Source organism: Brevundimonas sp., from assembly GCF_019636155.1.
Taxonomy (GTDB): Bacteria; Pseudomonadota; Alphaproteobacteria; order Caulobacterales; family Caulobacteraceae; genus Brevundimonas.
This window is the reverse complement of record NZ_JAHBYB010000013.1, coordinates 47,303-58,116: the sequence shown is the minus strand read 5'-3', so window position 1 is coordinate 58,116 and position 10,814 is coordinate 47,303. Positions and strand designations below refer to the sequence as shown.

The following is a 10,814-nucleotide window of genomic DNA, read 5'->3' as shown; positions in this document are numbered from 1 at the left end:
GAAAGAGGTGCGCGAGGCCGGCGGCGTCACCGACAACCTGATCCGCCTGTCCGTCGGGGTCGAGACCGCAGAAGACCTGATCGCCGACCTGGACCAGGCCCTGGGCTGAACCTCAGTCCGCCAGCCGCCATTCGGCCGGATCGACCCACAGGACGGTGCTTTCGAACTCGGGCCGGTCGACGCCGCCCACGGTCACCGTGGCGCGCAAGGATCCGTCGTCATTGGCATGGTAGGTCGAACACAGCTCGCCCCCGCCCATGGCGGTCTCCAGCGCCGCGCCGATCTGGGCGCGCACGGTCTCGTACTGGCCGTCTTCCAGGGCGACGCCGTTGACCTGGATGCCGACGATCTCGTCCGCGTGGTTCTGGTTGCGGGCGCATTCGGCGCCGTCGCGCACCCAGACGCGGGTGCGGCCCGTCAGGACGATGCGCGGACTGGCGCCCAGCAGGGACTGGGACTCGTTCCAGATTTCGTCGCCCGGCCCGAACCGATAGGCGCCGATGGCGCGGCAGGTCTTTTCGGCCACGACCGGGTCATAGCACTGCACCTTGCCCGCCCGGCCGGGGGCCAGGGGGTCGGCATCCTGGACAAGGGCCAGCATCATCAGGGTCATCAGCATGGGGGCGCTCCGCGATCAGGCCCCAAGGCTGGCACGGTTGCCACAGCTTGGAAACCGGGCGCTGGCCCGCATGCGAAAACGGCGGCGAGGGCCCTGCCCCCGCCGCCGTCTCAAATCGTTCCGCCGAAGCGAAGGGCGATCAGCCCTCGGTCTTCAGTTGACCGGCCGATTCCTTGCCGGAGCGGCGGTCGGTCTCGATTTCGTAGGAAACCTTCTGGTTCTCGTCCAGGCCGCGCAGCCCGGCCTGTTCGACGGCCGAGATGTGGACGAAGACGTCCTTGCCGCCGTCATCCGGCTGGATGAAGCCGTAGCCCTTGGTGGAGTTGAACCATTTCACAGTGCCGGTAGCCATATCAGGACCTCCATTGGCGTTGGCCGCAAGGAACGCCCCTGCGGCGAATGTCGGTTCCGGTGGATCGGCTTGGACCTCGGTGCGTGTGCAAAGGGTGCAGGCGTTACGCAGTAGAGATCGACGGCGACAGGATCGGGCTTCCGGGCGGCGAAATCAAGACCTGGCGTCAGTCGCCCTGATTCGCCTTGTCCGGCGGGGGCGGATAGTGGGCCTGGCACAGCTTGCGCAGGTCGGCGTTCAGCGACTGGCCGTACAGGCTGTCGCGCACCCGGTCATAGCCTTCGGCGGTCAGGCGCTGCTTGATCTCGGAAACGGTGCGGCAGGCGCCGCTGCGAGCCAGTTCGTAGGCCCGCTCGATGGTGGTCGGTCGCGAATTCATGAGGTGCAGATGGGGTCGCCGCCGCTCGATTGCGACCCCCGCGCTCAGAAGCCGAAACTGACTTCCGCCACCAGGGCGTCGGCATAGCGCGGATCGCCCGCCGGTCCGTCGGTCCCGTACCAGCGCACGTCCAGGGCGGCGTTGCGATGGAAGGCCCAGCTGACCCCTGCATTATAGCCGGTGTAGTCCGCCGCCCGCTCCTGCTCGCGTCGGCCGACGGCGGCGCTGGCCGAGACGGTGGGGGAGAAGTCCCAACCCGCCCGTGCCTCGACCCAGGTCCAGGCGCCGGTGGTCCCGAACCCGTCCGGCGAATGCTGAACCTGCAGCCGCGCCTTAGCCGGGCCGATCGCGCGCGACGCGCTGGCGGTGAACTCCCAGGCGTCGTCATCGACGCCGGGCATGGCGTCCACCTGCCATTTGTGGACGGCGCTGATGTCCAGGTCGAAGCCGCCGACCTGGGGCCGCACGCCCAGGCCCAGGGTCGCCTCCAGGTCAGACCCGTTGGATTTGATCCCTTCCACGCCACCCTTGGCGTAGAAGCGGCCGTCCGATCCGCTCCATTCCGCCTCGGCCCAGCCATAGGGGTCGCCACCGGATTTGGAGATGTCCTTGGACCGGTTGTCGGTCCCGGCGCCGAAGCCGACGCTCCATCGCCCCGGCGCGGTCTGGGCCAGGGCCGGGGTCGCCAGGGTGGCGACGAACAGGGCGGTCGTCAGGGTGCGGATCATGCCGCCGCTTTGCCTTGAACCTATGGCGAAGTCTAGGCGAAGGCGTCTGCGCCCTTGAACGCCGAGACCGCCTGGGCGTATTCCGCCCGCATCCGGGCCACCAGATCGGCCGTGGTCGGCACGTCGTGCACCGCGCCCGAGCCCTGGCCGGCGGACCACACCGTCTTCCACGCCTTGGCCTCTTCGCCCATGTCCAGCTTGTGTTCCGGCAGGGTCTTGGGGTCGATGCCGTTGGCCAGCAGGGACGGGGTCAGGAAGTTGGCCGGAATGCCCGAGACGGCGGGGGTGTAGGTGATGTCGGCCGATCCGGCCTCGACGATCATCTGCTTGTATTCGGCCTGGGCCTGGCTCTCGGTCGTGTTGATGAATCGGGTGCCCATATAGGCGAAGTCGGCGCCCATCATCCGCGCCGCCGCCACGTCGCGCCCGGTCGACAGACAGCCGGACAGGATGATGGTCCCGTCGAAGAAACCGCGCACCTCCTCGACCAGGGCGAAGGGGTTCACCACCCCCGCATGGCCCCCGGCGCCGGCGGCGACCAGGATCAGCCCGTCGACCCCCGCCTGGGCCGCCTTCTTCGCATGGCGGACATTGGCGATGTCGTGGAACACCACCCCGCCGTAGCCGTGCACCGCATCCACCAGGTCGCGCACCGCGCCCAGGGAGGTGATGACCAGCGGAACCTGCTCGGCCACCGTCACCTCCAGGTCCGCCATCAGCCGGCTGTTGGTCGGATGGACGATGTGGTTGACGCCATAGGCCGCCGCATCGGCGGTGCGCCGCGCCTTGATGGCCTGCAGCCAGTCGCGATAGCCCTCGGTCGTGCGCTGGTTCAGCGACGGGAAGGTTCCGATCACCCCCGCATTGCAGCACTCGACCACGATGTCCGGCCCCGAGACCAGGAACATCGGAGCGGCGATGACCGGCAGTTTCAGACCGGCTTGCAGCGGGGCGGGAATGGCCACGGGCGTCTCCTGGGTTTCCTTTGGCTACGCTTAGCGGGCCGACGCGACGTAAAGCAACGAAATCCTCCCCCGCCGGGGGAGGATTTCAAACGGCGCCGCAAGCGCCTAAATGGCCCGCATGACCACCGACACTTCCGGCCTTTCCCAGCTCGGCGCCCAGACGGCCCAGCCGACCAGTCCCGAAACCGCCGTGCTGGAGCGCGTGCCCAATCCGCACCCCGACAGCCTGTATGTGGCCCGCTTCACGGCGCCGGAGTTCACCAGCCTGTGCCCGGTGACGGGCCAGCCGGACTTCGCCCATATCGTCATCGACTATGTCCCCGGCGACTGGCTGGTAGAATCCAAGTCGCTGAAGATGTACCTGACCAGTTTCCGCAACCACGGCGCCTTCCACGAGGACTGCACCGTGGCCATCGGCAAGCGGCTGGCGGATCGACTGGCGCCCAAATGGCTGCGGATCGGCGGCTACTGGTATCCGCGCGGCGGCATCCCCATCGACGTCTTCTGGCAGACCGGCGCCCCGCCCCAGGGCCTGTGGCTGCCCGACCAGGGCGTGCCGACCTATCGCGGCCGGGGCTAGGCCGCCGGAAAAGGCTCAGGTTCCGCTCATGATTTGCGGGACGCCTCCGCGCTAGGTCGGCGCATGGACGCCCAAGCCCGCCTGCCGCTCGAATCCTGGGGCCGCCGCCTGATGACGCGGGCGGAGGCGTGGGCGGATCGGTCGCGCCCGCGCCGCTGGGCCTATGAGTTCCTGTGGTTCGGGCTGAAACAGGGATGGGCCTGTCTGTTTGGCGGGCTGATGCTGGCCCTGATCGTCGTGGTCTTCCTGGTCTGGCCCGATGGGGCGCCGCTGGCCCGCTATGATGTGCTGGTGATCGGCGCCCTGGCCATCCAGGGCGCCATGCTGGCCTTCCGGCTGGAGAGTTGGGAGGAGGCGCGGGTCATCTTCCTGTTCCACATCGCCGGCACGGTGATGGAACTGTTCAAGACCGCGCACGGGTCCTGGATCTATCCGGAAGAGTCGGTGCTGCGGATCGGCGCCGTGCCCCTGTTCTCGGGCTTCATGTATGCGGCGGTGGGCAGTTATATCGCCCGGGTCCAGCGCATCTTCCATATCCGGGTGACCGGCTATCCGCCGCTGTGGACCACCTGGCTGCTGGCGGCGGCCATCTACGTCAACTTCTTCGCCCACCACTGGCTGCCGGACGTGCGGCTGGCGCTGTTCGCGGCCACGGCCCTGCTGTTCGGGCGCGGCTGGTTCCACTTCACCGCCGACCGGACGCGCCGCTCCATGCCCCTGCTGCTGGGCTACGGGCTGGTGGCCCTGTTCATCTGGATCGCCGAGAACCTGGGCACCTTGGTGCGCGCCTGGATCTACCCCAGCCAGATCGCCGGATGGCATCCGGTGTCCCTGGGCAAGCTGGGCAGCTGGTTCCTGCTGATGATCATCTCGATTGTGCTGGTCTCCCTGGCGCGGCCGCCCGAGCCGGAGATCAGTCGATCCGCGTGATCTTCCCGGCCATCTCCGGACGCGGCCGCTCCAGCGGCGGCTCGGCCAGGCTTCCCAGATGGATGAAGCCTGCGACCTGTTCGCCCGGTTTCACCCCGAACAGGGCGGTCGCCTCGGGGTCATAGCTGTACCAGTCGGTGATCCAGCTGGCGGAATAGCCGAAGGCGTCGGCCGCGTGTTCCAGGTTCATGCACACCGCCCCGGCCGACAGCTGCTGCTCCCACACCGGAACCTTGTGGCCCGGCGTGGGGGCCGAGATCACCAGAACCGTCGCCGGCGGCGCCGTCAGTTTCATCAGCACCTTGGCCGCCTTGCCCGGATCGGCCTGCCGCGCCGCCATGGGCGCCAGGGCCTCGGCGATCCGCGCGCGGGCGACGGGCGACAGGATGACGAACCGCCAGGGGAACAGCTTGCCATGGTCCGGCGTCCGCGCGCCCAGCCGCAGGATTGCATCCAGTTCGGCCTTCGAAGGGCCCGGTGCGGCCAGAGCCTGGGCGGGGCCGGAGCGGCGATCCGCCAGCCGGCGGCGCATCTCGTCGGACGGGGCGGGCAGGGGCAGGGCGGCGCTGAGGTCGGTCCGGGTCATGGGCCTAGCTAGGATTTGCATCGGCGCGGCGCCATACCTTGCCCGATGAGCGACGACGGAAACGAACCGCCCTGGGCCCGGGGCCTGCCTCGGCCGCCGCCGTGGAAGGACGCGGGCGGCCGCACCGTCTATGAGAACCCCTGGCTGCGCCTGACCGAGCATGAGGCCGTCGCCCCCACCGGCGCTCCGGCCCTATACGCCGTCATGCGGCCCGCGAACCTGGCTGTGGGCGTCCTGCCGATCCATGAGGACGGGACCGTGACCCTGGTGGGCCAGTCGCGCTTCGCCTGCGCCGACTTCTCATGGGAGATGCCCGAGGGCGGCGCCCCGTTCGAGGAAGACCCCCTGGACGGGATCAAGCGCGAACTGGCCGAGGAGGCCGGGCTGAAGGCCGAGCACTGGCTGCCGGCCCTGCGGCTCCAGACCTCCAACTCGGTGACCGACGAACGCGCCCTGACCTGGCTGTGCTGGGGCCTGTCGTCCACCCCGGTCGCGCCCGATCCGACCGAGGTGATCGTCACCGCCCGCACCCCCTTCCTGACCCTGCTGGAGGCCATCGGCAAGGGACAGGTCCAGGACGCCCTGACGGTGGCGACGACCCTGCGGGCCTACCATATGGCGCGCGAGAGCCTGCTGCCGGCCTGGCTGGCCCATGTCATGCTGCACCGGCTATGATGGCCGCGAAGGGAAGACGCCGATGACCCGACTGGAAGTGGTCGCCGCCCGCGAGGATGTCTGGGGCCAGCTGCGCGCCTCGGCCGAGGCGGCGGCGCGCGACGAACCCGGCCTGGCGTCCCAGATGAACGCCGTCGTCCTGGCCCACGGCGACCTGGCCGGCGCCCTCAGCTTCCAGATCGCACGCAAGCTGGGTGACGCCGAACTGGGAACCATGACGGTGCGCGAGGTGTGCCTGGAGGCCTACGCCGCCGATCCCGCCATCGTTTCGGCCGCCGAGGCCGACCTGGGCGCCGTGGCCGAGCGCGACCCGGCGATCCGGTCCCTCCTGCAGCCCTTCCTCTACTTCAAGGGATTCCAGGCGCTTCAGGCCTATCGCGTGGCCCACTGGCTGTGGGGCCGGGGCCGCGAGACCCTGGCCCTGCATTTCCAGAGCCGCATGTCCGAACTGTTCCAGCTGGACATCCACCCCGCCGCCCGCATGGGATCGGGCCTGTTCCTGGACCACGGCACCGGCATCGTCATCGGCGAGACGGCGGTGGTCGGCGACGACGTCTCCATGCTCCACGCCGTCACCCTGGGCGGCACGGGCGCCCAGCGCGGCGACCGCCACCCCAAGATCGGCAAGGGCGTCCTTCTGGGCGCCGGGGCCAAGGTGCTGGGCAACATCACCGTCGGCGACTACGCCAAGGTGGCCTCGGGCTCGGTGGTGCTGAAGCCGGTGCCCGCGGGCTGCACCGTGGCCGGGGTCCCGGCGCGGCTGGTCAACTGCCCGACCGAGGCCACGCCAGCCCGGACGATGGATCACACCCTGGCCGACATCGTCTATGATTTCGTGATCTGAGACCCTTAATCCTCCCCCGTCGGGGGAGGATTTCCGTCAGGGGTTTCAATGCCGACCCGACCTCACTAGGGTCCGCGCCCAATTCACCATCCCTGACGAGACGACGAGGCCCCCCGTGACCGAAGCCGACATCAAGCGCGTCGAGACCCATCTGAAGCGCACCTTCAACCACGGCGGCCTGAAGGTGAAGGCGCGCAAACAGGCCGACTCGGCCGAGGTCTATGTCGATGACGAGTTCATCGGCGTCATCTTCGAGGACGAGGACGAGGCCGGCTCCTACATGTTCGAAATGGCCATCCTGGCCGAGGACCTGCCGCAGGCCTGATCCATCACAGCGAGTAGAATGATGACGCAGACGATCGCCTTCATCGGCCTGGGCAACATGGGCGGCGGCATGGCCGCCAACCAGGCGAAGGCGGGCCGCACTGTCCGCGCCTTTGACCTGTCGAAGGACGCGCTGGACCGCGCCGTCGCCGCCGGCTGCACCGCCGCCGGATCGGTCGCCGATGCGGTCAAGGATGCGGACATCGTCATCACCATGCTGCCCGCCGGACCGCATGTGCGATCCGTCTATGCCGAACAGATCATCGGCGCGGCCCCGACCAGCACCCTGCTGCTGGACTGTTCGACCATCGACGTCGACACGGCCCGTCAGGTCGCCGGCCTGGCCCGCGACGCCGGCTATGCCTTCGCAGACGCCCCTGTCTCGGGCGGCACCATGGCGGCCGACGCCGGGACGCTGGCTTTCATGGTCGGCTGTGATGAAGACCAGTTTCCCCGCATCGAGGCGGCGCTGGAGCCGATGAGCCGCGCCACCTTCCGCGCCGGCGACCACGGCGCCGGTCAGGCGGCCAAGATCTGCAACAACATGATCCTGGGCGTCACCATGCTGGGGACCTGCGAGGCGATCGGCCTGGCCGAGAAGCTGGGGCTGGACCCGGTCAAGATGTTCGACATCGTCGCCAAGTCGTCGGGTCAGTCCTGGTCGGTCTCGACCTATTATCCCTGGCCCGGCCCGGTGCCGACCGCGCCGTCGAACCGCAACTACGACGGCGGGTTCGCCACGGCCATGATGCTGAAGGACCTGAAGCTGGCCCAGGACGCGGCGGCCAAGTCGGGGGCCAGCACCCCCCTGGGCGCCCAGGCCGAGGCCCTGTTCCAGATGTTCAACGGCCTGGGCTACGGCGGCCGCGACTTCTCGGCCATCCTGCAGATGCTGCGCGGCAAGCTGGACGAACTGCCGAAGGGTTGAGCCCCTTGGGGTCGAAAACCTGCGAACCATTATCAATTAAGGGTTTGCGGCGATTTGTCCGGCCGATCGCGTGGACAAATCGATCACGGCGGCGCATCACGCGGGAAAGTTTATCCGCGCGGGGCTGACCGCTTTGTACGACTACCGGGCCGCATTCCAGAGCGCCGTCGAACAGGTGAAGGGCGAGGGGCGCTATCGCGTCTTCGCCGACCTGAAGCGGGTGGCCGGCCAGTTCCCGACGGCCCGCCGCCGCCGCGCGGACGGCAGCCAGCAGGACGTGGTCGTCTGGTGCTCGAACGACTACCTGGGCATGGGTCAGCATCCGGACGTCCTGGCGGCCATGAAGGCCGAGATCGACGCGGCCGGCGCCGGTGCGGGCGGCACGCGCAACATCTCGGGCACCACCCGTTCGGCCGTGGACCTGGAGGCTGAACTGGCGTCCTGGCACCACAAGGAAGCGGCGCTTCTGTTCACTTCGGGCTATGTGGCCAATGAGGCGACCCTGACCACGCTCCAGCGCATCCTGCCGGGCCTGATCATCTTCTCCGACAGCCTGAACCACGCCTCGATGATCGCCGGCATCCGCAATGGCGGGTGCGAGCGGCACATCTTCGCCCACAACGACCTGGAACACCTTGAGGCCCTGCTGAAGGACGCCCCGGCCGAGGCGCCCAAGCTGATCGCCTTCGAGAGCGTCTATTCGATGGACGGCGACATCGCCGACCTGGCCGGGACCATCGCCCTGGCGCGGAAATACGGCGCCATGACCTACTTGGACGAGGTTCACGCCGTCGGCCTTTACGGCGACACTGGCGCGGGGGTGGCCGAGCGCGACGGGGTGCTGGGCCAGATCGACATCATCGAATGCACCCTGGGCAAGGCCATCGGCGTCATGGGCGGCTATATCGCCGCCGACGCGGTCATCGTGGACGCTGTGCGGTCCTGGGCCTCGGGCTTCATCTTCACCACCAGCCTGCCGCCCGCCCTGACCGCCGGCGCCCTGGCCTCGGTGCGGCATCTGAAGGCCCATCCCGAACTGCGCGACGCCCATCAGGAGCGGGCCGCCACCCTGAAACGCCTGTTCGCCGAGGCGGGCATTCCGGTGATGGACAGCGAAAGCCACATCGTGCCCGTGCTGGTCGGCAATCCGGTCCACTGCAAGATGATCTCGGACATGCTGCTGGAAGACCACGGCGTCTATGTCCAGCCGATCAACTATCCCACCGTGCCCAAGGGGACCGAGCGTCTGCGCTTCACCCCGTCGCCCAACCACACCGACGCCATGATGGCCGATCTGGTGGCGGCGATGGACCGGCTGTGGACCCACTGCAACGTGGCGCGCCGCCCTGCCGCCGCCTGACCCCGACCTGGGCGAGGTCATCCTCGAACTGACCCGCAACGGGCCCTATCTGAAATGCTCGGCCGTTCATGTCGCGACGGGTCGCGAGGTGTCGGCCCTGGGCCCGGCGAACCAGTCCGAGGCCCTGAAGCGCGTGGCGGTCGCCAAGCTGAAGCGGGCGTTGGGGCAGGGCTGACCACAAGATGTTGTGGTTAAGGTTGTCGGGGCGTAGAGAGTCCGGGCCTTCTGTCGCTCTCTCTAGTTTCGGAATCGCCCGTGACCGCCTTCACCCACGCCGACTATTTCTCGCGCACCCTGGCCGAGGCCGACCCCGACATCTTCGGCGGCATCCAGGGCGAACTGGGCCGTCAGAAGGAGCAGATCGAGCTGATCGCGTCCGAGAACATCGTCTCGCGCGCGGTGCTTGAGGCGCAAGGGTCCGTCCTGACCAACAAATACGCCGAAGGCTATCCGGGCCGTCGCTATTACGGCGGCTGCGAATACGTGGACGTCACCGAGGATCTGGCGCGTGAACGGGCGAAGAAGCTGTTCGGCGCGGCCTTCGCCAACGTCCAGCCGCACTCGGGCGCCCAGGCCAATCAGGCCGTCTTCATGTCTCTGCTCCAGCCGGGGGATGCGTTCCTGGGCATGGACCTGGCCTGCGGCGGCCACCTGACCCACGGCTCGCCCGCCAACCAGTCGGGCAAATGGTTCCGCCCCGTGACCTACAAGGTGCGCGAGGACGACCATCTGATCGACTATGATCACGTCGCCCAGATGGCCGAACAGGAGAAGCCCAAGCTGATCCTGGCGGGCGCATCCGCCTATTCCCGCCACATAGACTTCAAGCGCTTCCGCGAGATCGCCGACAGCGTGGGCGCATACCTGATGGTGGACATGGCCCACTATGCGGGGCTGATCGCGGGCGGCGTCTATCCCGACCCGGTGCCCCACGCCCATGTCGTCACCACCACCACCCACAAGACCCTGCGCGGCCCTCGCGGGGGCATGGTGCTGACCAATGACGGCGACATCGCCAAGAAGATCAACTCGGCCGTCTTCCCCGGCCTGCAGGGCGGGCCGCTGGAACATGTCATCGCCGCCAAGGCCGTGGCCTTCGGCGAGGCGCTGAAGCCCGAGTTCAAGGCCTATGCCGGACAGGTGGTGGCCAACGCCCGCGCTCTGTCGGCCGTGCTGGTGGACCGGGGGCTGGCCATCGTCTCGGGCGGCACCGACAGCCATCTGATGCTGGTCGATCTGCGGCCCAAGGGCGTGACGGGCAAGGCGACCGAGATCGAACTGGAGCATGCCCTGATGACCTGCAACAAGAACGGCGTGCCGTTCGACACGGCGCCCTTCACCGTGACCTCGGGCGTGCGCCTGGGGACCCCGGCGGGCACCACCCGCGGCTTCGGCGAGGCCGAGTTCCAGCAGATCGGCCACTGGATCGCCGATGTGATCGACAGCATGAAGGGCGGGGATCAGGCCGACGCCGGCGTCAAGGCGCGGGTGGCGGACCAGGTGCGCCAGCTGACGGCGCGCTTCCCCATCTACGGCTAGGAGCC

General features: G+C 68.5%; 16 protein-coding genes. 10 read left to right on the top strand and 6 right to left on the bottom strand.

Going from position 1 to position 10,814, the window contains the following annotated elements; all coding sequences use genetic code 11:
• A partial coding sequence (locus tag KF910_RS12665; protein ID WP_292263440.1) for a PLP-dependent transferase occupies window positions 1-109 on the top strand: 109 nt, incomplete at its 5' end.
• 3 nt (window positions 110-112) lie between these two features.
• On the opposite strand, the gene KF910_RS12660 is transcribed toward KF910_RS12665, so the two are convergent.
• The 5 genes from KF910_RS12660 to KF910_RS12640 all read right to left on the bottom strand — a co-directional run bounded on the left by KF910_RS12660 (window position 113) and on the right by KF910_RS12640 (window position 3,043).
• On the bottom strand, window positions 113-619 hold the full coding sequence (locus KF910_RS12660; protein ID WP_292263432.1) for a hypothetical protein: 507 nt from the start codon (window positions 617-619) through the stop codon (window positions 113-115).
• Window positions 620-758: 139 nt separating this feature from the next.
• Complete coding sequence (locus tag KF910_RS12655) at window positions 759-971, bottom strand: cold-shock protein (protein ID WP_292263430.1); 213 nt, start codon at window positions 969-971, stop codon at window positions 759-761.
• A gap of 166 nt (window positions 972-1,137) precedes the next feature.
• On the bottom strand, window positions 1,138-1,350 hold the full coding sequence (locus KF910_RS12650; RefSeq protein ID WP_292263428.1) for a hypothetical protein: 213 nt from the start codon (window positions 1,348-1,350) through the stop codon (window positions 1,138-1,140).
• 44 nt (window positions 1,351-1,394) lie between these two features.
• Entirely contained in the window at window positions 1,395-2,078 is a 684-nt protein-coding gene (locus KF910_RS12645) for a TorF family putative porin (RefSeq protein WP_292263426.1), read from the bottom strand.
• Window positions 2,079-2,110: 32 nt separating this feature from the next.
• Window positions 2,111-3,043 (bottom strand): NAD(P)H-dependent flavin oxidoreductase, encoded by a 933-nt coding sequence (locus KF910_RS12640; RefSeq protein ID WP_292263424.1) that lies wholly within the window; start codon window positions 3,041-3,043, stop codon window positions 2,111-2,113.
• 118 nt (window positions 3,044-3,161) lie between these two features.
• Between KF910_RS12640 and queF the strand changes: the two genes are divergently transcribed.
• Window positions 3,162-3,623 (top strand): preQ(1) synthase, encoded by a 462-nt coding sequence (queF, locus tag KF910_RS12635; RefSeq protein WP_292263423.1) that lies wholly within the window; start codon window positions 3,162-3,164, stop codon window positions 3,621-3,623.
• A gap of 63 nt (window positions 3,624-3,686) precedes the next feature.
• Window positions 3,687-4,553 (top strand): DUF817 domain-containing protein, encoded by an 867-nt coding sequence (locus KF910_RS12630; protein WP_292263421.1) that lies wholly within the window; start codon window positions 3,687-3,689, stop codon window positions 4,551-4,553.
• Here the strand turns inward: KF910_RS12630 and KF910_RS12625 are convergent.
• Window positions 4,537-5,139, bottom strand: a complete 603-nt coding sequence (locus KF910_RS12625) for a nitroreductase (RefSeq protein WP_292263419.1) — start codon at window positions 5,137-5,139, stop codon at window positions 4,537-4,539. The genes KF910_RS12630 and KF910_RS12625 overlap by 17 nt on opposite strands.
• 45 nt (window positions 5,140-5,184) lie before the next feature.
• On the opposite strand from KF910_RS12625, the gene KF910_RS12620 reads away from it, so the two are divergent.
• From KF910_RS12620 to glyA, 7 genes are all read left to right on the top strand, one after another.
• Window positions 5,185-5,814, top strand: a complete 630-nt coding sequence (locus KF910_RS12620) for an NUDIX domain-containing protein (RefSeq protein WP_292263417.1) — start codon at window positions 5,185-5,187, stop codon at window positions 5,812-5,814.
• 22 nt (window positions 5,815-5,836) lie between these two features.
• Window positions 5,837-6,658 (top strand): serine O-acetyltransferase, encoded by an 822-nt coding sequence (gene cysE, locus KF910_RS12615; RefSeq protein WP_292263416.1) that lies wholly within the window; start codon window positions 5,837-5,839, stop codon window positions 6,656-6,658.
• Between the two features lie 115 nt (window positions 6,659-6,773).
• Window positions 6,774-6,983, top strand: coding sequence for a DUF3126 family protein (locus KF910_RS12610; RefSeq protein ID WP_292263413.1), 210 nt, complete (start codon window positions 6,774-6,776; stop codon window positions 6,981-6,983).
• 21 nt (window positions 6,984-7,004) lie between these two features.
• Window positions 7,005-7,910 carry a 3-hydroxyisobutyrate dehydrogenase gene (gene mmsB / locus KF910_RS12605; RefSeq protein ID WP_292263412.1) on the top strand — a complete coding sequence of 302 codons (906 nt, stop codon included), beginning with the start codon at window positions 7,005-7,007 and terminating at the stop codon, window positions 7,908-7,910.
• 133 nt (window positions 7,911-8,043) lie between these two features.
• A complete protein-coding gene (gene hemA / locus KF910_RS12600; RefSeq protein ID WP_292263438.1) occupies window positions 8,044-9,270 on the top strand; it encodes a 5-aminolevulinate synthase in 1,227 nt (408 codons plus the stop codon).
• Window positions 9,203-9,445, top strand: a complete 243-nt coding sequence (locus KF910_RS14345) for a DUF6898 family protein (protein ID WP_416354712.1) — start codon at window positions 9,203-9,205, stop codon at window positions 9,443-9,445. The genes hemA and KF910_RS14345 overlap by 68 nt, the downstream gene beginning before the upstream one ends.
• 80 nt (window positions 9,446-9,525) lie before the next feature.
• The gene (glyA, locus tag KF910_RS12595; RefSeq protein WP_292263410.1) at window positions 9,526-10,809 is read left to right on the top strand and encodes a serine hydroxymethyltransferase; all 1,284 of its coding nucleotides are present in this window, start codon (window positions 9,526-9,528) and stop codon (window positions 10,807-10,809) included.
• Window positions 10,810-10,814 lie beyond the last annotated feature (5 nt).

Excerpts from the sequence above, each read along its gene's own strand:
- KF910_RS12660 (WP_292263432.1), bottom strand. The coding sequence starts at position 619 with ATGCTGATGACCCTGATGATGCTGGCCCTTGTCCAGGATGCCGACCCC.
- KF910_RS12655 (WP_292263430.1), bottom strand. The coding sequence starts at position 971 with ATGGCTACCGGCACTGTGAAATGGTTCAACTCCACCAAGGGCTACGGC.
- KF910_RS12650 (WP_292263428.1), bottom strand. The coding sequence starts at position 1,350 with ATGAATTCGCGACCGACCACCATCGAGCGGGCCTACGAACTGGCTCGC.
- KF910_RS12645 (WP_292263426.1), bottom strand. The coding sequence starts at position 2,078 with ATGATCCGCACCCTGACGACCGCCCTGTTCGTCGCCACCCTGGCGACC.
- queF (WP_292263423.1), top strand. The coding sequence starts at position 3,162 with ATGACCACCGACACTTCCGGCCTTTCCCAGCTCGGCGCCCAGACGGCC.
- KF910_RS12630 (WP_292263421.1), top strand. The coding sequence starts at position 3,687 with ATGGACGCCCAAGCCCGCCTGCCGCTCGAATCCTGGGGCCGCCGCCTG.
- KF910_RS12625 (WP_292263419.1), bottom strand. The coding sequence starts at position 5,139 with ATGACCCGGACCGACCTCAGCGCCGCCCTGCCCCTGCCCGCCCCGTCC.
- KF910_RS12620 (WP_292263417.1), top strand. The coding sequence starts at position 5,185 with ATGAGCGACGACGGAAACGAACCGCCCTGGGCCCGGGGCCTGCCTCGG.
- cysE (WP_292263416.1), top strand. The coding sequence starts at position 5,837 with ATGACCCGACTGGAAGTGGTCGCCGCCCGCGAGGATGTCTGGGGCCAG.
- mmsB (WP_292263412.1), top strand. The coding sequence starts at position 7,005 with ATGACGCAGACGATCGCCTTCATCGGCCTGGGCAACATGGGCGGCGGC.